This window comes from Neobacillus mesonae (assembly GCF_023715155.1).
Classification (GTDB): Bacteria; Bacillota; Bacilli; order Bacillales; family Cytobacillaceae; genus Neobacillus; species Neobacillus mesonae_A.
Map to the genome: position 1 here is coordinate 14,143 of NZ_JAMBNQ010000006.1, position 25,150 is coordinate 39,292.

Here is a 25,150-nt window from a genome sequence, read left to right on the forward strand (position 1 = left end):
TTATTGATTTAATTTTTTGTAATTGTCGGCAAGCAGTGTCCAATCCTCGGTAAAAATAGGCCAAAGATTTGGGCGTCTTCTGACAGCCAAAGGATGATATCCCACAATGGTTGGAAAGCCCTGTACTTCGTAAACGTTTCCGCGAAGCGACTTTACCTCTGCTTCAGGATTTTCAAAAAAGGATTGGACAGATACATTTCCTAAGCAAAAAATCAGTTTTGGCTGCTTTTCTTTCAGCTGCTGTTTCAGGTGTCCCATACAAATATGCCTGACGCGCTCCTTATCATATGCCCTGACAGGTTTTCTTTTTAAAATAAAAGTTACATATAAATCTTCCATTGTCAGCCCCGCATGATGGGCTGCCTTCTGCAGTGTCTGCCTAGTCCCGCAAACCATTGGGCTGCCTCCGCGGTCTTCACGGGCACCAGGATTATCAAGAATAATCATGATGGGAGCTTTTGGGTTCCCTTCTCCCCAAATCATTCTTGACCCTTGCTTATCTAAACCACATTCACTGCAATGTAACAGTCCCGCTGGAGCCGGTTCTTCCGGCCAAAGGACAGGGCAAAAATCAGACATCTTATTCCTCCATACATCATTTAACATTTTGATATTCATTCTTTTTTTTCAGATATTCGCTTTCACATTTCAGGATTTTATATCTAACATGATTCCCTTTTTTGATTTTCGTATTTTTTACTTCCCACTTGGAATCAGCAAGTTTTAAATATACGGCTACATTTGTATCATCAGGTTTGCGGTATAAAACATAAGCTTCCCCATGTTTAATAAACAGCCTTGGCCTCCCTCTCGAGGCAACCATAAATTGTTTGTGAAGTGAATGATAATATGGATCTTTTTCTTTTCCGCCATAAATGAGGTGTGCAGCTTCCAAACTTTTTTCTTTTATTTCCAAGAAACGATTGTTATTCATATCTAAATTTAATGTCTTCATGATGTCTTTAATCACCGATTGTTCGTATTGCTCATTGCGGATATTCATTTTTTTAAGGCACTCAGCAGATAATCTTGGCAGTTCAGCATGCACCGTAAGAGGCAAAGCCATAAAATGAAATAGGAAAATGAAAATGAGTATTTTTCGCAAAGTTTTTCCACCTTTAACCACGTTTAAGAATAGTTTCTTCAAGTTAAAGGCAGGTATTCAGTATGTCTTAAGAAAACTCAACATATTTTATGATTTCCGCGGGAGTTCCGGCTATTACAGCACCATCAGGTACATCTTTTGTGACAACTGCTCCGGAGGCGATGACAACATTATTTCCAATTTTCACACCGGGGTTAATAACAGCCCTTCCCCCGATCCAGACGTTATCTCCAATCGTAACCGGCTTTCCAAATTCAACCCCGGAATTTCGTTCAATTGGGTCTAGAGAATGGGCAGCTGTATAAATATGAACACCGGGAGCAAGAAGACAATTGTCTCCTATTTGAATTTTGCATACATCTAGTAAAACACAATCAAAATTGGCGTAAAAACTCTCGCCTACATGAATATTGCTCCCATAGTCGCATCGAAAATTAGGCTCGATGAAGATTTTTTCTCCGGTAGAACCGAATAGTTCCTTTAAAATTTTCGTTCTTTCTTCGTATTCAGTTTCTAGAGTTTGATTGTAAAATCTAGTTAACCTTCTTGCATTTTCACGGGTTTTAACTAATTCCTGATCTGCAGGATCATATAGTTCACCATTTAACATTTTTTCTTTTTCCGTCATCAAAATTCTCCTTTGTTTAATCTAAGGGGCAAAAGAAACAAAATATCGAAACATAAAGGCAGCAAAAGCAAATACGGAGATTGTACATGCGGCAGCTAAATGCAATAGTATGAGGAGAATTTTTCGTTTACCTTTAATATAAAATGAATAAATAAACCCCACTATCGGACAAAGGGTTAACACGGGCAAAGCAATCGCAATATAAACTTTGATCATGTTATAAAGAAGACGATTTTCAACACCCGATAATTGCAGCAGTCCAAACAATAAAATTGTCATCCCAATGGTCACAAATAAAGAAGTCATCGATACTTTGAAAGCATTCCGAAAAAAGCTTTTCATCTGGTTCCCCCTTCATTATCTTTGTATTTAGACCAAATTATACCATTTTTAAAGACTTAAAAGTTGGTAAATGGGGATTATATCATTTATTCCTTTTCTATGTAACAGTTTTCCGGACCCTGCTCCTTTAGCAAAATTCAGACCTTCTTTTTTACCGTCTATCTCCTTTTCCTAACCTCTTCGGGCAGAATCAACCCTTTTTTTTTACCGTCATCCTCTCCTTTCTACCTTCACGGGCAAAATCAGACCTTCTTTTTTACCGTCTATCTCCTCTTCCTATCCTCCCAGGCAATATCAACCCTTTTTTTTTACCGTCACCCTCTTCTTTCTACCTTCACGGGCAGAATCAACTCTTTTTTTTTACCGTCACCCTCTTCTTTCTACCTTCACGGGCAGAATCAACCCTTTTTTTTTACCGTCACCCTCTTCTTTCTACCCCCCCGGGCAGAATCAACCCGTCTATTTTACCGTCATTCTCTCCTTTCTACCTTCACGGGCAAAATCAACCCGTCTTTTTTACCGTCACCCTCTTCTTTTTACCTTCACGGGCAAAATCAACCCTTTTTTTTACCGTCCCCCTCTTCTTTCTACCTTCACGGGCAGAATCAACCCTTTTTTTTTACCGTCGCCCTCTTCTTTCTACCTTCACGGGCAAAATCAACTCTTTTTTTTACCGTCACCCCCTTCTTTCTTTTTACCTTCACGGGCAGAATCAACCCTTTATTTTCACCATTACCTTCCCCTTTTTGAACCCCTCGGGCGCATCAGTCAAAACCCCTCAATCCGTTAACTTCCAAGCAGTCCACCTATTTTAAGAACCCTCAACTACACCGGAAATCTCGCCCAAAAAAAAGCGGAGACCATAATAAAGTCCCCGCTCTCCTCTTAATTCGTAAACACAAATTCCGTACGGCTTCCGGTTTGTCCGGCAATAACTTCGAGCCTTGCATCAATTCGTTCCTTTAACTCTGGTACGTGGGAGATGATGCCTACCAGCCGTCCGCTGTTTTGAATGTCCATCAACGCTTCAATCGCCTGATCCAGTGACTCGGGGTCCAGTGTTCCAAAGCCTTCATCAATGAACATGGTTTCCAATGAAACACCGCCTGCATAGCTTTGCACCACATCCGCCAGACCGAGTGCTAAGGATAGAGATGCCTTAAAGCTTTCACCGCCGGATAATGTCTTCACATGCCGCTCCTGTCCTGTATATTGGTCAAACACCAGAAGCTCCAAACCGCTTTGAGCATTCCCTTTAGCCCTGTCCGTTTTACGCAGCAGCTGGAAGCGTCCGGATGTCATTTTTCGAAGCCGTACATTCGCTTCTCGTAAAATATCATCCAAAAAGGCAGCAAGTACATAACGTTCAAATGTGATCCGGAGGCTATTCTGCCCTTTTGTAATATCATATAAATGACCGATTAATTTATAGCGTTCCTCCAGCTCTTTCATGGTTTCATTCAATTTGGTAATCCGCTGGTAAATTTCTTCATTATCACGCTTTTTAACAAATAGATCAGTTTTTCGAGTATTTAATTGATCAATTTCAGTGCTGAGTTTCGTAAGTTCTGTATTTAAACTCTCCATATCGGGTGCTTTCACGTCTTTTAACATTTCAGTCAGTTCGGCATGGCGGTCGGAAACCGAGCGTAATTCTTCACGGTAGTTTCGGATTTCCAACTCAAGTTTCTTAAGATCCGCTTCAGCTAACTTCGAGTTGTGATAAATGGTATAGTTTTCAAAACCTTGTTCAGATAATTTTTGCTTAAACAGCTCCCGCTCAGCTTGCAATTCCCGCTGTTTAGCAGTGAAAAAGTTTTCCGCGTCAGTTAGTCTTGCCGATTCAGCCGCAAGTTTTTCTTTCACGGCTTGGACACGTTTCTCGGCATCCTCCAGTTGTCTTACCATCTGTGAATGGTGATCCTTTAATCCGGTAAGTGTTTGTTCATAAACGGATTCGGAACGCAGATTTTCTGGTATTAAGTCCATCATTCGGGTAAGGTGCGTTTTTTTCTCGGTATATTGAACGGTTAGATCTGTCACATTTCCTGCCAATTGCTGAATGAGCTTTTGCAAACTTAGTTTTTCAGTTTCGCCTTTTTCAATTTCATTTGAAAGCATGTCAAGCTTTTCTATTTGTTCTTTTAATTTCCTTTGAGCCTGAATGAGATCATTTTTAGCCGATGAAACTTCCATTTTAACCACATTCATATCTGCTTCTGAAAAATCAGCACGATTTGTCCGAATTTCTGTCAATATTTCTTCTAATGATTCCCTTTGTGTTTTTTCAATAGATTGGCACTGATATAGATTTGCCTCATCCGCCGATTTTTCTTTTTCCCATTTTGCTCCCTGCGCCTTGGCCGCCTTCAAATCTTCTTCATTTGGAATATGTTCACCCAGATGCCCGGCTGGTGATGGGTGGTGTTCCGAACCGCAGACTGGACAAGCCTCTCCATCATGCAGCTTTGCTGCTAAAAGTGCCGCCTGGCCATGAAGCCATTTTTGTTCTAGTTCTTCTACAAGAGCTTTTGCATCTGTTAGTCCTGCTAAAGTATTTTCGAAGCGCTGGGAGCTTTTTACTAGATTTTGCTTTGCATTCTGATAGCGCGCCTGGACTTGTTCTAATTTTTCTAAACGATCTTGTTCTGCTTGAAGCTTTTCAATCTTTCTTTCATTCTCAACAAAAATAAGCTGGCCTTTTTCAATCTTCGTCCTTTGCTCTTTAAGAAAAACAAGCTTTTGCTCCATTTTCTCAAGATTTTGTTCAGATAAAGAATGTCTATTTTTAGCTGTTTGCAAGGTAGTTTCTATCACAGCCGTTTCCTTCATCAGCGAGGCAAAGGAATAAACATCAGCCTTCATACTGTCTAAACGATTTATTTCTTCAACGGTTTTTTGCCGTTCTCCTTCACGTTCCTGCTCTTTTTGCAGCAGCTTGTCATACTCCATGGCAAGTCCATTTAATTTTTCAATCCCGGCTTTGATTGTTTGAATATTTTGCCCCGCATTGTCTGTCTCCCGTTTCAACCGATGGCAGAGTTCTTCTTGTTTTGCTAAAAGTTCCGCTTTTTGCGCCCGCTGAATCTGCTGCTCTTTCTCAGCAAACAGTTCTTTTTGGGATTCCAACTGTGCCTTTTGTTCTTTTAATCCATCTCGTGTTTTTAACTGTTTAAGGATGGTTTCCGCTTCAAAAATCTGGTTTTTCAGCTTATCCTGAGATTTAATCTGTTCGTTCAATTGAAGATCTAATTTTCCCAGCAGTTCTGCAAGTCCCTTAATCTCCTCTAAAAGAAGAGGCATGATTATCGTGTCATTTTCGCTTCCGGCTTCAACATATTCACGTAGCTCATCGCATGACTCGGCCTTTATCCTGCGCAATGCTTCGCCTCTCGCCTGTATTTGGGCCTCTACAGATTTTTTAAGCTCTGTGGATTCTTCTTTCAATTTATCTTCTACCATTTTATAAAGCTGTGTATGGAATAATCTTTGTAAAATTACCTCTTTGTCTTTACTGTCAGATGTTAATAATTTGCGGAATTCGCCTTGCGGAATCATTAAAATTTGGCGGAACTGATTAGCATCAATTAACATAATTTCTTTTATCTTTTCCTCAACATCCGTGATTTTTGATGCTAATAGCTTTCTTTCTCCATCTGGACTCCAGCTGTAAATTTGCGCTTTTGCCCCAACGGTTGTATATCCATCACCTTTTTCTTTCCTTTTTTGCTGCTGGGGGGACCTAGTGATGGAGTAGACTTTATTTCTTAAGGAGAAATCAAGCGAAACCTCGGTTATTAAATCATCACTGGCAAATTGGCTGCGAAGTTCAGGGCCATTCCGATCTTCACCGCTCGCTTTTCCGTAAATCGCATAGCTAATCGCATCAAAAATGGTCGTCTTTCCGGAACCCGTTTTGCCCGAAATGACAAACATTGTCCGATTACCCAGCTTTGTGAAATCAATACATTCGGTTTCAGCGTACGGGCCAAAGGCCTGCATGGTTAGTTTCAACGGTTTCATTTGACTAAAGCCTCCCCTCTGAGGACCTTTTCAAAGATTTCAGTCATAACTGCTTTTTTGTCATCTGTAAATTCAGAGGTGGTCATTTCCGTATAAAATTGTTCGAACAACTCTATCTCTGATTTTTTCTCACTGCGGGCACCACTAATCGTTTGTTTCTTTTTCATATCCGTCAGATCTATTTTGCGCTCAAGATGAAGTACATTCGGGTATACTTGCCGTAATTTATTAATAGGATCGATTAAAGCTCCTTCATCCAGCAATGTAATTTTCAGATAATCATCCGTTTTTTCCTTTTCATAAAATTGCGGATCCAGCAGCTGTTCCATATACCCTTCTATCTCCCGCATGTCATGTGCCGGATGAAGAGAACGATAGCGGTGGGTAAAATTACCTTTTTCATCCATCTCAATGATAGAAATGGATTTCTTCTGCTTCGACTCTGAAAATGAATATTTTAATAGTGAACCTGAATATTTCACTTTATCATGATGGATTGCATCAGGACTGTGAAGATGACCGAGCGCGGTATAAGAAAAAGGTTCAAACAATTCAACACCCACACAGCCTGACCCGCCGACAGATAATATACGTTCTGAATCAGAAGTCTGTCCCCCTAATACGAAGGCATGTCCAACAAGAACATTGGGTTCATTGGGGTGAATCGTTTCTTCTATTTTTCCAATCATCGCTTTCATCGCATCCTGATGGGAATGAATCGAGTCATCCTCTAAAAGCTGACGAACAACGCCAGGCTCTGCATATGGAAGCAGGTAAAAGTTTACGCCATTGATGCGGACAGGCTCGAAATGATTTGATAGTTTACCAGCTAAATAGAATTGACTGTGCTTATACCATGAACTGCCAAATGATAGACGTTCAGCACTATCATGGTTTCCGGCAATTGCCACAATTGGTATTTTTAATTCAACATTGATTTTAAATAACATCTCATCAAGCAGTTCAACCGCATCCGTCGGCGGCACGGATCGGTCATAAAGGTCACCTGCAATGATTACAGCATCCGGCTCTTCCTCGCGAACGACTTCAACAAATTGATTCAACACTTCCCGCTGATTTTCGGTCATGTAAACACCATGAACCAGCTTTCCTAAATGCCAATCGGCTGTATGGATAAATTTCATCATATCACCCTGTTTTTTGATAAAATACGAATATATCTATTATAACAAATAATAATTTGTAAAAGCGTTGGTAATTGATGAGGATTTTTTTGAACAACAAAAAACAGCCCGGCAAATATACCGGACTGTTGTTATCTGTATAGGAAATTACTTCTTAGTTACGTTAGCTGCTTGTGGTCCACGAGCTCCTTCAACAACTTCGAAAGAAACTTCTTGACCTTCTTCTAAAGTTTTGAAACCTTCAGTTTGGATTGCTGAGTAATGAACGAATACGTCGTTACCGTCTTCTCCTTCGATGAATCCGAAACCTTTTTCTGAGTTAAACCATTTAACCTTACCGTTTTTCATGAAAAAAAATCCTCCTATTGGCTATCTATAGCCATGTGTAAAATTCACCAAATTACAACGTACCTAGTTTTACTTTTCATTACTTTATCCAAACATGGGTTAGTACTTTGAACATAAATCTAATAACGTGTAACGGCTGATTAAAATTTAACATTTTTATGCCGTAATGTCAAGGTAGAGCAGGCGACACAAACTGACATCATTCTGCCAAAACAGCCGTATAAACCCAGGTCCATCAAGAGATGACCATTAAATCACGCTTGATACGAAAGCGCTTTATTGTTTTTTGAATCTTAGGTACAAAAGACTGTTGTCGAAAACCATCGAAAAGTTTTTTGGCTTTTTTCTCTTTAAATGAAATTCGAATTGAGGTTACCTCGGATTTGGCTAGCTTTTTCACCTTAAAAGGGATGCTGATTCCGCGACTTTTGGAAGTGATTCCGCGGTTTTCAGGCGTAATTCCGCGAGTTTTTTCCAATATTCCGCGGCTTTCCATGGCATTTCCGCCCAGATCCTCCGTTATTTCCGCGAATCCTCAAAAAGTAAACCGCTTTGTTAGCGAAAAAAGACTTTCTATTAGCGAACCATGGCCGTTTATTAGCCAATTTCACCATTTTATCAGCGTATTCCTAACCAGCTTCAAATACTAAAAAACCGAAGAAAATTAATTCTTCGGCGATACTGGAACATCTTCATCTTCTTTAAATTTATCTAGTATGGTAAGAGTATCAACAAGATGATTATTAAAAATTTGTTTTGCCACCGCTAAAAGTTCAATAATCATCGGATCTTTTAGGGTATAAATCACTTTGTTCCCATCTTTTGTACCGGAAACGATATTTTTTGCCCTCAGTACTTGCAGCTGCTGAGAAACTGCGGATCCTTCACTGCCAATCAGGGTCTGAATTTCATTTACACTTTGATCCCCTTCAGCAAGGACCTCTAAGATGCGGATTCTTAACGGATGTGCGAGTGCTTTGAAAAAATCCGCTTTAAATTGCTGCATTTCCAAGTTCAATGTACCAACTCCTTTGCATCAGTTACAAGAGCCCTATGCTTTTTCTTGCTGCCTTCTTCTTCAATACCAGATAAAGCATGGCATTCCTTAAAAGCGAAATGCTTGCAGCCAAGGCATTTATTTTTGTTGATCTCCCCTAGTGCAAATTGTATAGCTTCACCTGTATGACCAAAGATATGTTCCTTACCAATAACATCATATAAACCCGTTTTCTTAAGAACTGTTTCCGGCTGAGGATTTAAACCCGATAGTATTACTATACCATTTTTCGAAAAATGGTGAACAATCCTTGATAAATTTGCCTCCCCTGTTGTGTCTATAAATGGAACCCGGCCCATGCGAAGCAAAAGAATTTTAGGCTTATAGTGAATGGTATTCATAATGGTTTCCTCAAACGTTAGAGCGGCGCCAAAGAATAATGGGCCTTCCACATTAAAAATACTAATTTGCGGACAATCATGGGTATCTGAAACCATGCCTGTCTCTACTTTTTTCCCTTTTGCATTGTAATTTGGCAATGCTTTGGCCGTAATCATGATATCGCTCATTCGTTTGACAAACAGGACGGCTGACATAACCAGCCCAACCTCTACAGCAGTTGTCAAGTTTACAAAAATAGTCAATAAAAATGTGACAACTAATACAAGGGTATCCGTTGATTTTGTCTTTAAAATATGGGTAAAAACCTTTTGCTCACTCATATTCCAGGCAACCACCATCAATATGGGTGCCATACTAGCGAGAGGAATATAGGATGCATATTGGGCAAAAAATACCAATACAAGCAATACCACTACACCATGGATCATACCTGACAATGGTGAAACAGCGCCATTTTTGATATTCGTGGCAGTCCGAGCAAGTGCACCTGTTGCAGGGATGCCGCCAAATAATGGAGTAACCATGTTGGCTATTCCCTGGCCAAACAGTTCCTTATTACTATTGTGGCGGCTGTTCGTCATCCCATCAGCTACAACTGCAGAAAGCAAAGACTCTATCCCGCCAAGCATGGCAATAATAAAGGCTGGTTTAATCAACTCTACTATTACTCCCATACTAATATCAGGAATATGCAGTTTCGGCAAAGTGCTTGGAATCTCACCATAAGCCGTCCCAATCGTTGCAGTTTGATGTGGAAAAAGCAATGTTGCCGCAAGACTTGAAACGATGAGTCCAATTAAGGGGCCAGGAACTTTTGGTGTAATTTTAGGAGTGATTAAGATGGTCCCTAAACAAATCAAAGCAGTTAAAACGCTATAAATATTAGTTGTATTTAAATGCAGGATGATTTCTTGGATGTTCTTAACAAATTCCTCGTGTCTTTTTATTCCCTCTAAACCTAGAAAACTCGCAATCTGTCCAGCGAAAATAGTTAAAGCAATCCCCGCAGTAAACCCGATTGTAACAGGTCTAGGAATATACTTTATTAGTGATCCAAGTTTTAAGAACCCCATTAAAACTAAAATAACACCCGCCATAAAACCGGCAATCAGCAGCTTTTCATACCCGTACGTCATCACAATCCCGAACAAAATGGGAATAAAGGCACCAGTGGGACCGCCAATCTGGTACTTTGACCCGCCTAATAAGGAGATAAGAATCCCGGCAACAATGGTCGTATAGATTCCATACTCTGGCTTCACTCCGGAAGCAATTGCAAATGCCATACCCAGGGGAATTGCAATCACTCCAACAATTAGCCCCGAAACTAGATCTTTTGGTACGCTGCTTAAAGAATAACGATGGAACCTTTGATCAGTAAACATAATCACCCTTCTCATCTTCTTATTTTTGTATATCTGATTATTTGAATATATAATAATAGATTAGTAAATACAAGGGATATTGTCAAAAATTATTCACTTTACTTTTCTATTTTAATGATGTTATAATAGCAAAGCGATGAGCTGAGTTGTGTAAGTCGAAAAACATTCCTTATGGAACACACTATGTGGAGTGTGGTTTTTCGCCACAATACGCAAAAGACGTCTGTACAAACAGGCGTCTTTTTTTTTATTCATTATGAGGATTGTCCAGCTCCAAGCCAGTTTTCATCAGTACTTGCGAAAAGCGACAGCTATACGCAGCTGGAAGTCGAGGCTGCCCTATTTTAGAGGATCTTCACCTTCGGAACAGGCTGCACTTATTTCGAAGGCGCTTGCGCTTTTCTGATTTTAATGGAACTTTTTTCCTACCTATTTTAAAATAAAGTTTGTAAGCTTATTTTAATTATGAGTGGAGGAAATGGTGATGTACAATCACGAAATTGATTATAAGATTTATGGGGATGATATGCAGTTTGTGGAAGTGGAACTGGATCCACAGGAAACGGTTATTGCCGAAGCTGGCAGCTTTATGATGATGGACAATGATATCCATATGGAAACCATTTTTGGAGATGGTTCAAGCGGAGGCGGGGGCTTAATGGGTAAGCTTTTTAGTGCAGGAAAACGGGTCCTCACTGGAGAAAGTTTATTTATGACCACTTTCACTAATACCGGCAGCGGGAAAAGACATGTTTCATTTGCATCACCATACCCGGGTAAGATTATTCCGCTAAATCTTAGCGAGCTGGAAGGAAAAATCGTTTGTCAAAAAGATGCCTTCCTTGCGGCTGCAAAAGGTGTTCAAGTTGGAATCGACTTTCAGCGAAAATTGGGTACCGGTTTCTTTGGCGGCGAAGGCTTCATAATGCAAAAGCTTGAAGGCGATGGAATGGCTTTTGTTCATGCAGGCGGCACCATTACGAAAAAGGATCTTCTCCCAGGTCAATCCTTACGTGTAGATACTGGATGTTTAGTAGCGATGACAAAAGCAGTACAATACGATATTGAATTTGTTAAAGGAGTAAAAACTGCTTTGTTTGGCGGTGAAGGATTATTCTTTGCAACACTTAGAGGGCCGGGCTCCGTTTGGATTCAATCTCTTCCATTCAGCAGGCTGGCCAGCAGAGTATTTGCCGCTGCCCCTTCTAGAGGCGGTTCTAAAGATGAAGGCAGCATTGCCCGCGGACTATTCGATATGTTTAATGGTGATTAATGAACAAAACGTAAACGACGACTTTCAAAAGTTATAATTTGTTTTTTTAGATAGGACAGAGCCGATTTGGCCCTGTCCTTTTCAACCATTTTTATTTGTCAATCGATCTGTATCAAAGCTGAAATCCAGCTTTTGCAGTGCTTTAAACGCCTGTTCCCGCTTTACATTATACGACTGCCATGAATAGTCAGATTCGAGGGCTTCATTTTTTCGGTCTTGCAAAACTTTTTGTAAATCCACAATATTTTTATTGCCTTCGTAAAGTTCAATCAAGCCCAGTACACCTGAATAAGATAAGCTATTAAGATAATGCACATCAATTTTCCCTGTTTGTTCATAGCGGTAGATGTTTTTTTCCACCACGAGTTGATTCACATCAATAAGTGTCATGACACTATAAAAAAGCAATAAAGCAATAAAGTAAAAATGAAATAATCGCAGTTTCTCTATCCAAACCTTTACCAAGGTATAAGTAAAAATGACTGTAAGAAAGATCATAAAAGCATGGGCAAGCACCCTTGTAAACGTAAAGCCATATGCTTCCTCATACATACTTAATCTTAATGAAGAAGAATATAACATGACCGAACTGACGATGACCAATAACGTTAGCAATCCTTGAGTCAAATATTTTACCATTTTGGAAGTAAATTGAACAAATGTTAATGCTGTGACTAAAATGGATAAATTAATCACGGTGACAAACAGAAGCTCAAAAAATCCCTTCCTTGCATATTCAGCAAATGTATAATCTCCTTGAAGCTGGCCGCCTAAGAAATATTTAAATTGTACTATAGTAAATAGAACATATACGGCATTAATCAGTATCAAAACTGTAATGGCGATGACAGCGTCAAGGTGTACCGAAATGCCGGTCCATTCTTGTTTTATTACCTTCATTTTTCTAAGAAAGAGTACTTGCATGAAGCCGAAAAATGCAAGTGTATAAAGAAGAACTATAATGAAACGGGTAAACGTTTCAGCATCAATGACACGAAACCATCCTGGTATACCACCAATAATTCGTTCAAATTGGGTATCTGCTGACATAAGCAATGTGAGGACGATAAACAAAACTGGAAGAGCAACCACTATTCCAATCGCTATCTTTTTCCATACTGCTAATTTTTCCTTGTCCGCATCACGATTTAGACCTATGCATACATTCCGCGTAAATGCTGCCAAATATTTAAACATCTCGATAATCCTTGAAACTAAATAGGTAACGAAGGGCGGCTGTGTCCATAACATTTTTTTGGGGCTTGTCACTAACACCAAATGAAAAATGACTAAACTAGGAATCAGCAAAATATTTAACACATGAAAAAGGATATTATCATTAAGAAAATAACTGGCTGATAACAGCCAAATAACGCATAGGATAAGATAGCCCATTCTTTGATGGGTAAAACCAAAGTTCCGAAATCGGAAAAAAAATACGCCATAAAAAAACATCAAAAATAGGATATAGGAAATACCGATTTCACCGCGAAAAAAGGATTCCTCCGACATTATCCCTAATAAAAGACATGCAAGTAAAAACAACCAATCCCTTTTGCCCAACTTAATATCCATTATTTATTCTCTCCTTTAGATAGAATTTCTATATATATAGTTTTTCTAGGTATACAAGCAAAAAAAAGTGCTTATATCGAAGCTTTCCTTCCCCACCGATAGCCAAGAAGACTGATTGGATAAAGAAACATAGTAAAAATGATACAAGCAATGATAAATTCTTTCGTTAATAATGGTTCAAACCATGAATGTGGAATCATTTGAAAAACCGTCAAGATCATTAAGATCAAATTGGGAACAAGCGATAGTAAAAATGTTTTTCTCAACAATTTTCGTCCGCCATGACCAAATCCCTTGCCGATTTCATAACCCAGCAGTGCCCAAAAAAACATATAGACAAAAGCAATTAGCGTAGGAATGGCAGTAAGACGGCTCCAAAGCACTGTCAGCCAGTTCCAATGATAAAGATTATGTACCAAAGTTAAGCTGCCGCCGCCTAAGAAAAGGACCAAATTTAACAAGATGAAAAGCCACTTCATATTACTTGGAGTAACCGATAGTTCTTCCCGCCACAAACCTGCAATCTCACTCGGATTCCCAAGGCGGGAAATCATTAAATTCCAAATATCTTCATCACTGGTACATTCAAAGGATTCAAGCAGAATTTCTTCAATATGTGTTTCATATTCACGAAGAATATTTTCTTTATCTGGATGTTTGCCAAGACCTGCAGCCAGTTCGTTTAAAAATCTATTCTTCTGCTGTTCCACGTTTCGATCTCCCAATCACCTTGTTCATTACCTTTACAAAGTCCTGCCATTCACGTGTTTTCTCACCAAGTAATTCTTTTCCGGCATCCGTAATTTTATAATATTTCCGTGCCGGTCCTTTTTCCTGTTCCTGCCAATAACATTCAATATACTCCTGTTTCTCAAGCTTATGAAGCGCAGGGTACAGGGTTCCCTCCTTAACACTCAGGTCATTGTCACTCCGATGTTCAAGCTCTTTTACCAGCTCGTAGCCATACATATCACGCTCATTTAATAATTGAAGCAAAATTAATGAGGTGCTCCCTTTCACCAATTCGCGATTAAACATTTTTTCACCTACCTAGATTTATTAGGTACATAGAAATTCTACATTGGAATTTCCTTATTGTAAAGAGGCTTTAGTAAAAATAAGGCTCTTTTCTAAAAGATTGTTACTTTTTGCTCCCTTTTTAAGATTCGTTCAAAAAATAGAGGTAGAAATTCCCCTTATTTAGGAAATTGGATGTTAATTAGCTGAAATAGACGGAGGAATTTCCCTTATTTGATTTTAAACTGCTAAAATTGGGTGCTTTTCATTGAATAACGGAAAAAACTCCGCTTATTTTTTACTATTTAAGCTTAATTTTGCAAATAACGGGAAAACTTCCGCTTATTTTTACTTCCATGGGGGCTATCCTGTAATCCAGCTTTTTCGCAGAGTCCGCTTATTCCTAAATTGAATAAACCACCGCTTTTCTTGGCATAACCACATAGTTTACGAAAACAGCCAAAAATAAAAACTAGTGACAACGTTTCATCCGCCACTAGTTTTTCATAATTATTTCATTTTTAGGTCCTTCTTTTGCCGTTCAATGTATTGATCGCGCTCGCCGCCGTCGGACAGTTCTTCAGAAAATTCAGGATTCGTCAGACCATCAATAAACTTTCCTGTTTTGAGTGTTTTTGGCGGCAGGTTGTTATTAGGTGCAGCTTGTTCATTCCATTTTCCCAAAAAAGATCACCTTCATTCTTAAGTTATTCCTTTTTATATTGCAACAGAATCATGAAAATACTCACCAATCGCCTTTTTCACACATAAAAATATTATTACATAATAGTATTTTCTTTTAATACCAAGCATATTTCTTCCATATTTCTTCCATACTAATAAGTAAAATGGTGTAATGAGGTGAAAAAATGGGACTGCTCAACTCATTTAATCAGTGGAGAGAAACAAGGTACCAAAACCATCTGTCCAATATGAAAGACCAAGGAAAGTGTCCTGATTGCCAAGGCCGCGGCTATACGGTGTATCCTTATAATGAATTTGCTTATTTTAATTCTTTCGATTGTCCAAGCTGTCAAGGAAGCGGCCTCTATACCGATTGGGAAGAGATGAGATAATTCTATTGCAGAAAAATGAAATCCCATTATTGGTTCTAAGATAATATCAATAATGGGATTTATCTTGAAATCATTGCGTTTGGTATAATATTTGGAGGTGCCGAAGTGTCCGTTATCGTTTATCAAACTTTTGTGATCAAACAGGATAAATTTAAAGAAGGAATTGAAAATTTAAGGGAAATTAAAAAGTTTAGAATGGAGAATTACAGCCACAAGGTTGAGATCCTAACACCCATTTCCGGGAAAGATCATACATATGCCCTTATTTCTACGTATGAAGGATTAGCAGAAATGGAACTCCAAAATAAAAAAATGTTTGATGATGAAGAATATTTAGAGCTGATAGGCCCGTTCTTTCTCGAAAATGTTGTGGAGAACAGTTTGTATACACAGATTTATCGCACACTGCGCGACCAGCCAAAAGAAAAAGAGAAGGAAAAAAAATAACTGTATATAAAAACAAAAAGGACTTCACTAAAGAACGCCCTTTTAGAATGTCGAGAAAATGTAGTTTTCTCGGCAATTTTTATTTTATCTGAACATAATACCGCTATCCAAAGGTTTTCGACAGCTTGAAGTTCTTCATTAAGAATTCCCTTTTCGTTTTAAACATCAATCGCAGCCTGATTAAACTTTTTTAAAAGCGTTCCAAAGGTTTCTCTTTCTTCATCTGTCCAATTCTTTGTCACTTCCTTCGCCCTTTTCATTCGGGCTTGTTTATCCTCATTTAATTCCTTTATTCCCAATTCAGTAATTTGAAATGTGTACGCTCTTCCATCGGTTGGGTCGGGAATCTTGTATAAGTATCCTTTATGTTCCAAAGCAGCTGCCTGTCTGCTGACAGTGGAAATGTCTAATTGGAACTCCCCTGCCAAGGTTTTAACCCCTGCAGCACCGCCTACAGCTATTTGATGCAATATTAGATAGGCAGATCTGTCTAATTTACCGATTTTCTTATGAGTGGAATAAGATGTTATCCGGCGAATCAGAACGGCCAATTCAAGTTCGATGACCTCTAAAGATTGATCCATAGATATAACTTCCTCACCTAATTATTTCCTAAAATATATCATAACATATCCCTTTTTGCTTTCGCATTTTCGCATAATTTTGGAAAAATTGTAAATACTATTGACGGCAAGAAATTTAGTTGTATAATACAAATATGTAGTTTCATGATACAACTAATCCCATTTATAACCAAACCTTTTAAAAGGAGATTAGCATGCAAGCTCACGAGATTATGATCAGCCGGGTCCATAAAGTGAAAGAAAGTGATACCGTAAGAGCCGTAATTGAAAAATTTATTGAGTATAGAATAAGCGGACTCCCAGTGGTAAATGACAGAAATGAGATAGTTGGTTTTATCAGTGATGGAGATATCATGCGGTATATAGGGAAACATGAAGATCGTGTAGTAGATAATTTCTACTATTCTTTTGTTATTAAGGGGGATCAGGAAGGCTTTGAAGAAAGAGAACAACGGCTGCTCCAATTAAACGTTTTGGAGATTGCGAAAAGAAAGGTATTCAAAGTTTCCTGGGATGAATCTATTGAAAACATTGCAGCACTTTTGGGAAAAAGACAAATAAAAAAAGTACCAGTTGAACGCAATGGTGTATTAGCCGGCATAATAAGCCGAGGTGATGTTATCAGAAATACTTTTAAAAACTTCCTTTAACCTATAAATAGAGGAGAATTTTTTTGCGAAGGGGAAATGAAAATGGCAGCAACACCACCGTCTGTATCATCATCACAGGCAGCAACTGAATTAACAATTGAGCATTCTAGTATTTTAAATCAGCCCAGATCAGTATGGGCCGTTTTTTTCGCATGTATTATTGCCTTTATGGGCCTTGGGCTTGTGGACCCGATCTTACCGGCAATTGCAGAACAATTACATGCCTCTCACAGTGAAGTCACTCTGCTTTTTACAAGCTATAATGCGGTAATGGCCGTGGCCATGCTGATTACCGGGATGATTTCCTCAAGACTGGGGATTAAGTGGACGCTTATGTGCGGAATTGTGATTATTGCTGTCTTTTCAGCATTAGGAGGTTTTTCCAATGGCATTTGGACATTAGTCGGTCTTCGTGGCGGCTGGGGATTAGGCAATGCTTTATTTGTGGCGACTGCTTTAGCTGCGATTGTGTCCCTTTCAAACAGCGGAGCAGCAAAAGCGATTATTTTATATGAAGCAGCAATTGGCCTTGGTATTTCAGTTGGACCGCTGCTTGGAGGCTGGCTGGGTGCAATGTCATGGAGAGGTCCGTTTCTTGGTGTTGCTTCATTAATGGTTATTGCCTTTTTTGGACTTATTTTTCTGATGCCAAAGGCAGACAAAGAAAACAAGGAACAAACGAAAACTTCATTATTAGATCCATTCCGAGCACTTAAACATAGATCATTATTAGTTTTTGGGATAGCGGCAGCACTGTATAACTTTGGCTTTTTTACATTGCTTGCCTACGCTCCATTTGTCATGGGATTGGATGAGCACGGTTTAGGTTTCGTGTTCCTCGGCTGGGGGATTTTATTAGCCATTACTTCTGTCTTTATGGCGCCTAAATTGCAAGAACGGTTTGGAACCATTAAGTCGATGTGTACGATGCTGATTCTTTTTGCCTTGGTTCTGCTGGCAATGGGAATATGGACATCCACACAATGGGTCATCATTGCAGCAGTTATTGCTGCAGGGGCATTGCTTGGCAATAATAATACCTTAATTACGACCGCAGTAATGAATTCGGCGCCAGTTGAAAGATCAACTGCATCTGCCGCATACAGCTTCCTTCGTTTCATCGGCGGAGCAATAGCACCGTTTTTTGCCGGTAAATTGGCAGAAATCTATAATCCTTCTGTGCCATTCCTAACAGGTGCAGGTTTTGTCCTATTATCAGTTGTTTTCATTTGGCTAAATAACCATCATGTAAAACATGTTGATGATGTCAAATCAAGTCATTAATACCAACGAAAAGGGGACTGAGAGAGTACAGTCCCCTTTTCACTTGTATTAATGAATCCCTTTCTTTTTAAAACGACCCCCGCGCACTTCAGAAATTTCAGCTATAGCAAGGAATGCAGTTGGATCAATTTCCTCTACAATGGTTGTCAGTTTCGATTCTTCCAACCTTGTTATAATGCTAAAAATCACTTTCTTATTATCTCCTGTATATGCGCCTTCCCCTTTTAAATAGGTTACCCCCCGTCCTAAACGGGCATTAACGGCATCTCCGATTTCTTCGGCCATATCACTGATAATCCATACTGATTTTGAACCTTCTAATCCAGCAACCACTCCATCAATAGCTTTTGAAGCAATGACATAGGCCAGCAACGAATACATGGCCCTGTCCCAGCTAAAGACAAAACCAGCAGATCCTAAAATGAAAATATTCATAATCATGATAATTTGTCCAACAGAAAATGGAACTTTATTATTAATAACAATTGCCAATATCTCTGTTCCATCCAATGCTCCGCCATTACGTATCACAAGTCCAACACCAATACCTACAATCATTCCGCCAAACACGGTAGCAAGCAGAATATCATCGGTAAAAGCCGGGACGGGCTGAAATACAGCCGTAAAAGTCGATAAAACAACAATGCCATAGATCGTAGAAAGTGCGAAGGTCTTCCCCATCTGCTTATATCCTAAAAAAACAAAAGGAATATTTAACAGGAAGAGAAAGATCCCCAGTTTCCAGCCAGTAAGATATGAAATCATGATGGAAATACCAGTTATCCCGCCATCAATGACATTGTTAGGTACCAGGAATATTTCTAACCCTGTTGCCATTAATATGGCTCCTAAAGTGATCCCTACCATTCGAAGAATCACCCTTGATAGGGGCAGTTTACGATGCTGAATTGCCATTAACTGTTCTGTTTGTTCTGTCATTCGATCACCCTTTGCAGTTGAATATAGTATGTAGATATCGAGTATAAAATTCTTCCAACTATGTAATTATACCATTTTTTCTATTAACATGAACCATAGTTCAAGTTTTAAAATTAATTTATTATCACGAAAACAGCGAATAGTATATACCATTCGCTGTTTTTCCATTCCCCATTTTTACTCCGTAAACCCACGCATCATTTCATCCGGGTCAGAGCCAATGCGTTCATCCTTATTTAATCCATCAATATTCTTCATTTCTTCTGCTGTTAATTCAAAGTCAAAAACATCTGCATTTTCAATAATTCGCATCTCTTTTATGGACTTCGGAATAGTGATAACTTGGGATTGCAAGTCCCAGCGCAGGATAATCTGAGCTGGAGTTTTCCCGTGTTTTCCAGCAATTTCAGTAATAACAGGCTCGTTTAATAGTTGGCCTCGTTTTAGCGGTGACCAAGCCTCTAGTTGAATCCCTTCTTTTTGACAAAAGGCGAGTAATTCTTTTTGTGTCAAATGCGGGTGATATTCCACTTGGTTGACCATTGGCTTAATCTCGCAATCCTGCATCAGTTCTTGTAAATGGTGAACTTTAAAATTGCTGACACCGATTGCACGAACCCGTCCATCTTTATAAAGTTTTTCTAGTGCTTTCCACGTTTCTTTAAACTTATTTTTGCCCGGCCAATGAATTAAGTATAAATCGAGATAATCCAATCCAAGTTTCTTTAAACTTGTTTCATAAGCCTGCAGCGCAGAATCATAACCATGATCTGAATTCCAAACTTTAGAGGTAATAAACAAATCCTCTCTTGGAATACCCGATTCTTTTATCGCTAATCCAACACCTTCTTCATTTTGATAGTAAGAAGCGGTATCGATGCTCCGATATCCGTTTTTAAGTGCCGCTCTTACCGCTTCAATTACTTCAGATCCTTCTTGTACTTTAAAAACCCCAAGTCCGAACCAAGGCATTTTAACACCGTTATGTAATGTAGTAGTATCAGTTAAACTTTTTGGCATAAAAGCGTCCCCTTTCTATATTTATAGTACATCAGTTTTGAATATCCAGCCATTAGGACAACCTGTGGATGATAGAAGTGTAAGTGTCTTCAAATCAAGCACAGCTTGTTCCTGCGATGATGATTCTTAACCGTTTTCCTTAGTGGTCAGCCTAAAGGCCTACAATGTTCTTCGGTTCTGGAATACTCTTTTTGGACTTTTAAGGCCGAAAGTTATTTGACTTCGAGCTGCTTATAAGCTATCACTTTACGGGAGATACTCTAGTAGCTTATACGACGGGAGAAAAAAATGGCTGGGCGCTCTTAGAATATGCTCATGCTTTTCCTTTATGGGATGCTAATATTCACGAAGCTTTCCTTATGGAGCTGGAGGAATGCCCAAAGTCGAAACTTATAAAGAATTGGATAAACACAAGCAGATATGTATAAACTATTTTCTGTTACTATTACGATCACAAGGAGTTTGCAAATGGATCAAGAACTATCATATGGCAGCGATTATAAATTCATCCCTGCGACTTCGATAGGCAGCGGGGTTGGAATCACAGTTGTGCCGGATGTGTATTGCCATACCATACAAATTGTAAATTTCTGTTTAGCAGGTACCCCGGGATCGGATGATTTCGTGTTGGTAGATGCAGGAATGCCAGGATCTGCTGATGATATAGTCTCCGTAACGGAAGAGCGGTTTGGAGCCGGGAGCCGCCCAAAAGCAATTTTATTGACCCATGGGCATTTCGACCATGTCGGAGCCATTATCGAACTAATAAAACATTGGCAAGTTCCTGTTTATGCTCATGAATTGGAGCTCCCCTTTTTAACTGGGAAAACAAAATATCCTAAACCCGATCCATCTGTTGAAGGCGGGTTAGTAGCAAAAATGTCCCCGCTGTTTCCAAATGAACCCATTAACCTGGGTTCATGGGTTAAACCATTGCCGGCAGATGGGAATGTACCATACTTGCAAGGATTCCGCTGGATTCATACACCAGGACACTCTCCAGGACATGTTTCATTCTTTAGGAAAGAAGATAGAATGTTAATTGCAGGAGATGCATTTGTAACAGTACGGCAGGATTCATTATATAAGGTCATAACCCAAGAAGAAGAAGTGAATGGTCCTCCAAGATATCTGACAACTGATTGGCAGGCAGCATGGGCCTCAGTAAAAACGCTCTATGATATAAAACCTGCTTATGCTGTTACCGGGCACGGCAAACCAATGTCAGGAGAGGTATTAACAGAAGGGCTCCAAAAGCTGGCCAATGAATTTGACAAGATTGCCATCCCTGATTATGGAAAGTATACGGATGGCCAAAAACATTAAAAAGCTGTCAGGAGCCAAGTGAAATTCCACTTGGCTTCTGACAGCTATATACATTTCCAAAAATTCAAATAAAGAAAATAGAGTTTGGAAACATTACTCATTTTCTATTATTCATTTTTAGGCTTTAAAAGGGGTTGTTATCCATTTTAAAAAATAATTTTATATGGCTTATTGTTACATCTTTGAAAGGAATCGCTCAAGTTATTTTTATTGATAATGCTGTCTCTGGCTTTATAATTTTAGCAGGAATAACAATTGCCTCATATTCTTTAGGAATAGTAACTCTATTATCAAGCATAATTGGTACATTGATCGGCATAGCAGGAGGTGCTGAAAAAGAAAGTATGAACCAAGGTTTATTGGGATACAACTCGGTGCTGGCCGGAATGGCTCTATTCTTGTTTTTAAGCGGATCTGATCGATGGATGATTGCCTTGGCTGGGGCAGCTATTGCCGCCATTGTCACAGCTGCAATAATGTATTTTATGCGGCAAAGCGGGATTCCTATCCTCACTTTCCCTTATATTGTTACAACCTGGTTTCTTTTACTAGCTTCATACAGGCTGGCCACCTTTAAAATTAGTCCTGACCTTAAACCGCAGACTTTATCAAATTGGGACCTGGATATTAAAGGAGAACCACATTGGCTGGACGGAGCCGTGGATGGAATGGGACAAATTTACTTCCTTGATCATAATCTTTCCGGTGTTTTGCTTTTTATTGCAGTCTTTTGGGCAGGATGGAGATTGGGGCTTTATGCCATAATCGGAAATGCTGCTGCTTTGTTGACATCCTATGGTCTTGGCGGCGAACATTCCCTAATCTTCCATGGACTTTATGGTTACAATGCCATCTTAACCATACTCGCGGTATCGGCTGTGTTCAAAGAGGACAATCGGAATGTCCTTTTATCCGGCATTGTTGCTGCTTGTTTAACCGTTCCTATTACAGCAAGCATAGATACATGGCTCCTGCCATATGGAATGCCGGCACTCACCATGCCATTTGTTCTTTGCACCTGGATCTTCCTCGGAGCAAGAAAGGTATTGCCCCGTATTTAAAAAATGGCTGTCCCGAACAAAATCGAGACAGCCGCTTTTTCATTGATCTAAGTAATCAGTCATCTTATTAAAAACTTCATCTTCAATTGCATCCACATGTTCTTCTTCAAGTGTTTGTTTGGGATGGGGATGGTACCAATGCACTTTATCTCCATGAATCATCCCTTTGTACCGGCTGCCATCTACACTTAGGGAAAAATGAGGATGTTCTTTTGCAGAACCCTCAAACAAATGATTGACTTCAAAATCTTCCAACATAGTTCACCCTCCTTTTGTGTTACAAAAGGAGTTTCTCCATTATCACAGAAGTGTATTCAAAAGTTAAATCCAAAGACTGAATAAACCATCGTTTACACCAAGATTATACATGTAATAAATTCCGAAAACCGTACTAATGGCACCCGTTGTTAAGATCAATGCCTTACCGGTAACGATGCGTTTTACACTTAAAATAAATGGAATTCCAATAATGGTTGTAAAAATTAACATGCCAATGACCGTTCCTGTTCCAAATATGATAATATACAAAGCTCCCTGCCACACGGAATGAACTGTGCTCATGGTAAGAAGAACCATAGCCCCGCTTCCGGCAATCCCATGAACAAACCCAATGAACAGGGATTTATAGTATGTAACCTTTTTCACCCTTGGCAAATGATCTGGATGATGAGAATGTTCATGTTTTTTCCGAATGGATAACATAGCAGCAATCCCCAGATAAACCAGCATAATTCCTACTAAAAATTCTAAAGAAAGCGACCATTTTTCTGGAATATCATTTTTCATAACAATGAAGACAATACCAATAACAAAAAGTGTTACTGTATGTCCTATTCCCCAAAAAACACCGGCAAGTGATGCCTGCCATAATTTTTTACTTTGACTTGCAATCGTCGAAACCGCAATCATATGATCCGGTTCCATTGCATGCCTAATCCCCAATATAAACCCTAAAGCTAAGACGGAAAACAATGTGACATCCATTATTCATCCTCCCCTAAAAAGTTATTTATGTATATGAATCCCCGGCAGACTACCTAAACTGCCGGGGTAATGATTAATATTTTCGAAGAGAATATTGTTTCGCTTGGAACCATTCATCACTTATCAGACGGTGAATGGATAAAAAGATTTTTTCTATATTCTGGGTGGAATTTGCAAATATTCGAATCGTAAATCCTGGTACCTGCAGTGAAGATAGTCCGACTTTATAATCAAATGTATTCTCATCGATAAGGGAATATAACTGGTCAAGAAAGGGATTATTTATTTTTTGGTCTACCACAATCATGGAACCTAAATGAGTAAATCCCTCCATAAAACCTAAGCCAGGAAGATTTTGAACAGCTGGATTTAATTTCAAATGATCATAGACAACCAGTTCATCATCCATGTAAATTTCATTTAATAATTGAACGGTTTTATAGCTAAAACGTTCCCCCTTTGGTGACCATCCGGGAGTAATGATATCTGTGTAAAGCAATGTCGCTGTTGGATCCATACGGAAGACATTTTTTTGTTTATAATGAGCATTTTGATAGGCAATCAACTGATCTGGAAAATATTCAAGATAACTGCCGGCTTGCAGGGAAATTTCAGATTCCTGATAAACAAAATGAGTAGGCGTTTTATATACCTTTGTCGCTCCCTGTGTGGTTAAAGTCATCTTGGCATTCTCCGCAAGGGAAATCTTCATTTGATAGCGATCCCCATCTAAATAGCCGCCGCCGGGATTTAATAAATAATAACAAGCACGTCCAGAATCATCATGGTAAATAGGGCGCATAACCTTAAATGCACCCTGAAAATAAACATTCTTTGCTACTGTTTTTCCTTTTCTGTCTTCTGCATTTAAATGCAAAACGCCCGTCCAATCTCCCATATTAGGCCAATCCCTTTAATAATGCATTCTGTTTCAGCCAATCAATCACATTATCTAAACCTTTTTCATCTTTTAAATTGGTAAAAGTGAACGGCTTATCTCCACGGAACACTTTAGTGTCAGACTCCATCACATCAAGGCTTGCCCCAACATGCGGCGCTAAATCAGTTTTATTAATAATAAACAAATCTGATTTAATCATTCCCTGACCGCCTTTTCGCGGGATTTTTTCCCCTTGTGCCACATCAATAATATAGATAGAAAAGTCAACCAGCTCAGGGCTGAAGGTTGCCGCTAAGTTGTCACCGCCGCTTTCTACAAAAATCAGCTCGACATCTGGGTGCTTTTCCCTTAATTCATTGATGGCTGCAAAGTTCATCGAAGCATCTTCACGGATAGCCGTATGCGGACAGCCTCCCGTTTCTACCCCAACAATTCGATCAGCAGGAAGGACACCATTTTGCATTAAAAATTTCGCATCTTCTTTTGTATAAATATCGTTTGTCACAACCGCCATGCTGACTTCGTTATTCAAACGTCGTGTCAGTTTTTCAACTAACATTGTTTTTCCTGCTCCTACAGGCCCGCCTACTCCAATTCTAATTGGTTCCATAAGAAAAACACGTCCCTTCTTTTTAAAT

The 25,150-nt window shown here is 39.2% G+C and carries 28 protein-coding genes; 7 read left to right on the forward strand and 21 right to left on the reverse strand.

Features of this window, described 5'->3' with window-relative positions; translation table 11 throughout:
* The 10 genes from M3183_RS07825 to M3183_RS07870 all read right to left on the reverse strand — a co-directional run bounded on the left by M3183_RS07825 (position 1) and on the right by M3183_RS07870 (position 10,375).
* Positions 1-579 (reverse strand): uracil-DNA glycosylase, encoded by a 579-nt coding sequence (locus M3183_RS07825; RefSeq protein WP_251468244.1) that lies wholly within the window; start codon positions 577-579, stop codon positions 1-3.
* Between the two features lie 16 nt (positions 580-595).
* A complete protein-coding gene (locus M3183_RS07830; RefSeq protein WP_251468246.1) occupies positions 596-1,105 on the reverse strand; it encodes a hypothetical protein in 510 nt (169 codons plus the stop codon).
* Between the two features lie 67 nt (positions 1,106-1,172).
* The gene (locus M3183_RS07835; RefSeq protein WP_251468248.1) at positions 1,173-1,736 is read right to left on the reverse strand and encodes a sugar O-acetyltransferase; all 564 of its coding nucleotides are present in this window, start codon (positions 1,734-1,736) and stop codon (positions 1,173-1,175) included.
* Between the two features lie 18 nt (positions 1,737-1,754).
* Complete coding sequence (locus M3183_RS07840) at positions 1,755-2,075, reverse strand: hypothetical protein (protein WP_251468250.1); 321 nt, start codon at positions 2,073-2,075, stop codon at positions 1,755-1,757.
* An 885-nt stretch (positions 2,076-2,960) separates the two neighbouring features.
* On the reverse strand, positions 2,961-6,098 hold the full coding sequence (locus M3183_RS07845) for an AAA family ATPase (RefSeq protein WP_251468251.1): 3,138 nt from the start codon (positions 6,096-6,098) through the stop codon (positions 2,961-2,963).
* Positions 6,095-7,243, reverse strand: coding sequence for an exonuclease SbcCD subunit D (locus M3183_RS07850; protein ID WP_251468510.1), 1,149 nt, complete (start codon positions 7,241-7,243; stop codon positions 6,095-6,097). The genes M3183_RS07845 and M3183_RS07850 overlap by 4 nt, the downstream gene beginning before the upstream one ends.
* Before the next feature lie 147 nt (positions 7,244-7,390).
* Complete coding sequence (locus tag M3183_RS07855; protein ID WP_042463935.1) at positions 7,391-7,591, reverse strand: cold-shock protein; 201 nt, start codon at positions 7,589-7,591, stop codon at positions 7,391-7,393.
* A 235-nt stretch (positions 7,592-7,826) separates the two neighbouring features.
* Positions 7,827-8,087 (reverse strand): hypothetical protein, encoded by a 261-nt coding sequence (locus M3183_RS07860; protein ID WP_251468253.1) that lies wholly within the window; start codon positions 8,085-8,087, stop codon positions 7,827-7,829.
* A gap of 168 nt (positions 8,088-8,255) precedes the next feature.
* Entirely contained in the window at positions 8,256-8,609 is a 354-nt protein-coding gene (locus tag M3183_RS07865) for an ArsR/SmtB family transcription factor (protein WP_251468255.1), read from the reverse strand.
* Positions 8,606-10,375: a SulP family inorganic anion transporter gene (locus M3183_RS07870; protein WP_251468257.1), complete on the reverse strand. Its 1,770-nt coding sequence runs from the start codon at positions 10,373-10,375 to the stop codon at positions 8,606-8,608. The genes M3183_RS07865 and M3183_RS07870 overlap by 4 nt, the downstream gene beginning before the upstream one ends.
* A 484-nt stretch (positions 10,376-10,859) precedes the next feature.
* On the opposite strand from M3183_RS07870, the gene M3183_RS07875 reads away from it, so the two are divergent.
* Positions 10,860-11,648 carry a TIGR00266 family protein gene (locus M3183_RS07875; protein WP_251468259.1) on the forward strand — a complete coding sequence of 263 codons (789 nt, stop codon included), beginning with the start codon at positions 10,860-10,862 and terminating at the stop codon, positions 11,646-11,648.
* Positions 11,649-11,729: 81 nt separating this feature from the next.
* Here M3183_RS07875 and M3183_RS07880 read toward each other — a convergent pair whose 3' ends face one another.
* The 4 genes from M3183_RS07880 to M3183_RS07895 all read right to left on the reverse strand — a co-directional run bounded on the left by M3183_RS07880 (position 11,730) and on the right by M3183_RS07895 (position 14,924).
* The gene (locus tag M3183_RS07880) at positions 11,730-13,223 is read right to left on the reverse strand and encodes a DUF4153 domain-containing protein (RefSeq protein ID WP_251468261.1); all 1,494 of its coding nucleotides are present in this window, start codon (positions 13,221-13,223) and stop codon (positions 11,730-11,732) included.
* 71 nt (positions 13,224-13,294) lie between these two features.
* Positions 13,295-13,933: a DUF1700 domain-containing protein gene (locus tag M3183_RS07885; protein WP_251468263.1), complete on the reverse strand. Its 639-nt coding sequence runs from the start codon at positions 13,931-13,933 to the stop codon at positions 13,295-13,297.
* Complete coding sequence (locus tag M3183_RS07890) at positions 13,914-14,261, reverse strand: PadR family transcriptional regulator (protein ID WP_251468265.1); 348 nt, start codon at positions 14,259-14,261, stop codon at positions 13,914-13,916. Before M3183_RS07890 ends, M3183_RS07885 begins: the two co-directional genes overlap by 20 nt.
* A 489-nt stretch (positions 14,262-14,750) precedes the next feature.
* Entirely contained in the window at positions 14,751-14,924 is a 174-nt protein-coding gene (locus M3183_RS07895) for a hypothetical protein (protein WP_251468267.1), read from the reverse strand.
* Between the two features lie 185 nt (positions 14,925-15,109).
* Between M3183_RS07895 and M3183_RS07900 the strand changes: the two genes are divergently transcribed.
* The gene (locus tag M3183_RS07900) at positions 15,110-15,316 is read left to right on the forward strand and encodes a DnaJ-like cysteine-rich domain-containing protein (protein ID WP_251468269.1); all 207 of its coding nucleotides are present in this window, start codon (positions 15,110-15,112) and stop codon (positions 15,314-15,316) included.
* Between the two features lie 105 nt (positions 15,317-15,421).
* Positions 15,422-15,763 (forward strand): hypothetical protein, encoded by a 342-nt coding sequence (locus M3183_RS07905; RefSeq protein WP_251468270.1) that lies wholly within the window; start codon positions 15,422-15,424, stop codon positions 15,761-15,763.
* Between the two features lie 158 nt (positions 15,764-15,921).
* On the opposite strand, the gene M3183_RS07910 is transcribed toward M3183_RS07905, so the two are convergent.
* The gene (locus M3183_RS07910) at positions 15,922-16,347 is read right to left on the reverse strand and encodes a MarR family winged helix-turn-helix transcriptional regulator (protein ID WP_251468272.1); all 426 of its coding nucleotides are present in this window, start codon (positions 16,345-16,347) and stop codon (positions 15,922-15,924) included.
* Positions 16,348-16,541: 194 nt separating this feature from the next.
* Between M3183_RS07910 and M3183_RS07915 the strand changes: the two genes are divergently transcribed.
* Complete coding sequence (locus M3183_RS07915; RefSeq protein ID WP_251468275.1) at positions 16,542-16,997, forward strand: CBS domain-containing protein; 456 nt, start codon at positions 16,542-16,544, stop codon at positions 16,995-16,997.
* 42 nt (positions 16,998-17,039) lie between these two features.
* Positions 17,040-18,281, forward strand: a complete 1,242-nt coding sequence (locus tag M3183_RS07920; protein WP_251468277.1) for an MFS transporter — start codon at positions 17,040-17,042, stop codon at positions 18,279-18,281.
* Positions 18,282-18,329: 48 nt separating this feature from the next.
* Here M3183_RS07920 and M3183_RS07925 read toward each other — a convergent pair whose 3' ends face one another.
* Both M3183_RS07925 and M3183_RS07930 read right to left on the reverse strand, forming a co-directional pair.
* Entirely contained in the window at positions 18,330-19,220 is an 891-nt protein-coding gene (locus M3183_RS07925; RefSeq protein ID WP_251468280.1) for a YitT family protein, read from the reverse strand.
* A gap of 177 nt (positions 19,221-19,397) precedes the next feature.
* On the reverse strand, positions 19,398-20,240 hold the full coding sequence (locus tag M3183_RS07930) for an aldo/keto reductase (protein WP_251468281.1): 843 nt from the start codon (positions 20,238-20,240) through the stop codon (positions 19,398-19,400).
* A gap of 468 nt (positions 20,241-20,708) precedes the next feature.
* Between M3183_RS07930 and M3183_RS07935 the strand changes: the two genes are divergently transcribed.
* A complete protein-coding gene (locus tag M3183_RS07935) occupies positions 20,709-21,566 on the forward strand; it encodes an MBL fold metallo-hydrolase (protein WP_251468283.1) in 858 nt (285 codons plus the stop codon).
* A 134-nt stretch (positions 21,567-21,700) separates the two neighbouring features.
* Positions 21,701-22,627 carry an urea transporter gene (locus M3183_RS07940; RefSeq protein ID WP_251468285.1) on the forward strand — a complete coding sequence of 309 codons (927 nt, stop codon included), beginning with the start codon at positions 21,701-21,703 and terminating at the stop codon, positions 22,625-22,627.
* 39 nt (positions 22,628-22,666) lie between these two features.
* Here the strand turns inward: M3183_RS07940 and M3183_RS07945 are convergent, their stop codons facing one another.
* The 4 genes from M3183_RS07945 to ureG form a co-directional block, all read right to left on the reverse strand.
* Complete coding sequence (locus tag M3183_RS07945; RefSeq protein WP_251468287.1) at positions 22,667-22,885, reverse strand: hypothetical protein; 219 nt, start codon at positions 22,883-22,885, stop codon at positions 22,667-22,669.
* A gap of 63 nt (positions 22,886-22,948) precedes the next feature.
* Positions 22,949-23,611, reverse strand: a complete 663-nt coding sequence (locus tag M3183_RS07950; RefSeq protein WP_251468289.1) for a HoxN/HupN/NixA family nickel/cobalt transporter — start codon at positions 23,609-23,611, stop codon at positions 22,949-22,951.
* A gap of 73 nt (positions 23,612-23,684) precedes the next feature.
* A complete protein-coding gene (locus M3183_RS07955) occupies positions 23,685-24,509 on the reverse strand; it encodes an urease accessory protein UreD (protein WP_251468291.1) in 825 nt (274 codons plus the stop codon).
* A 1-nt stretch (position 24,510) separates the two neighbouring features.
* On the reverse strand, positions 24,511-25,122 hold the full coding sequence (gene ureG / locus M3183_RS07960) for an urease accessory protein UreG (RefSeq protein ID WP_251468293.1): 612 nt from the start codon (positions 25,120-25,122) through the stop codon (positions 24,511-24,513).
* Between the last annotated feature and the right edge of the window lie 28 nt (positions 25,123-25,150).

Excerpts from the sequence above, each read along its gene's own strand:
- M3183_RS07825 (WP_251468244.1), bottom strand. The coding sequence starts at position 579 with ATGTCTGATTTTTGCCCTGTCCTTTGGCCGGAAGAACCGGCTCCAGCG.
- M3183_RS07840 (WP_251468250.1), bottom strand. The coding sequence starts at position 2,075 with ATGAAAAGCTTTTTTCGGAATGCTTTCAAAGTATCGATGACTTCTTTA.
- M3183_RS07845 (WP_251468251.1), bottom strand. The coding sequence starts at position 6,098 with ATGAAACCGTTGAAACTAACCATGCAGGCCTTTGGCCCGTACGCTGAA.
- M3183_RS07850 (WP_251468510.1), bottom strand. The coding sequence starts at position 7,243 with ATGAAATTTATCCATACAGCCGATTGGCATTTAGGAAAGCTGGTTCAT.
- M3183_RS07855 (WP_042463935.1), bottom strand. The coding sequence starts at position 7,591 with ATGAAAAACGGTAAGGTTAAATGGTTTAACTCAGAAAAAGGTTTCGGA.
- M3183_RS07860 (WP_251468253.1), bottom strand. The coding sequence starts at position 8,087 with ATGGAAAGCCGCGGAATATTGGAAAAAACTCGCGGAATTACGCCTGAA.
- M3183_RS07870 (WP_251468257.1), bottom strand. The coding sequence starts at position 10,375 with ATGTTTACTGATCAAAGGTTCCATCGTTATTCTTTAAGCAGCGTACCA.
- M3183_RS07875 (WP_251468259.1), top strand. The coding sequence starts at position 10,860 with ATGTACAATCACGAAATTGATTATAAGATTTATGGGGATGATATGCAG.
- M3183_RS07880 (WP_251468261.1), bottom strand. The coding sequence starts at position 13,223 with ATGGATATTAAGTTGGGCAAAAGGGATTGGTTGTTTTTACTTGCATGT.
- M3183_RS07890 (WP_251468265.1), bottom strand. The coding sequence starts at position 14,261 with ATGTTTAATCGCGAATTGGTGAAAGGGAGCACCTCATTAATTTTGCTT.
- M3183_RS07900 (WP_251468269.1), top strand. The coding sequence starts at position 15,110 with ATGGGACTGCTCAACTCATTTAATCAGTGGAGAGAAACAAGGTACCAA.
- M3183_RS07910 (WP_251468272.1), bottom strand. The coding sequence starts at position 16,347 with ATGGATCAATCTTTAGAGGTCATCGAACTTGAATTGGCCGTTCTGATT.
- M3183_RS07915 (WP_251468275.1), top strand. The coding sequence starts at position 16,542 with ATGCAAGCTCACGAGATTATGATCAGCCGGGTCCATAAAGTGAAAGAA.
- M3183_RS07920 (WP_251468277.1), top strand. The coding sequence starts at position 17,040 with ATGGCAGCAACACCACCGTCTGTATCATCATCACAGGCAGCAACTGAA.
- M3183_RS07925 (WP_251468280.1), bottom strand. The coding sequence starts at position 19,220 with ATGACAGAACAAACAGAACAGTTAATGGCAATTCAGCATCGTAAACTG.
- M3183_RS07930 (WP_251468281.1), bottom strand. The coding sequence starts at position 20,240 with ATGCCAAAAAGTTTAACTGATACTACTACATTACATAACGGTGTTAAA.
- M3183_RS07935 (WP_251468283.1), top strand. The coding sequence starts at position 20,709 with ATGGATCAAGAACTATCATATGGCAGCGATTATAAATTCATCCCTGCG.
- M3183_RS07945 (WP_251468287.1), bottom strand. The coding sequence starts at position 22,885 with ATGTTGGAAGATTTTGAAGTCAATCATTTGTTTGAGGGTTCTGCAAAA.
- M3183_RS07950 (WP_251468289.1), bottom strand. The coding sequence starts at position 23,611 with ATGGATGTCACATTGTTTTCCGTCTTAGCTTTAGGGTTTATATTGGGG.
- M3183_RS07955 (WP_251468291.1), bottom strand. The coding sequence starts at position 24,509 with ATGGGAGATTGGACGGGCGTTTTGCATTTAAATGCAGAAGACAGAAAA.
- ureG (WP_251468293.1), bottom strand. The coding sequence starts at position 25,122 with ATGGAACCAATTAGAATTGGAGTAGGCGGGCCTGTAGGAGCAGGAAAA.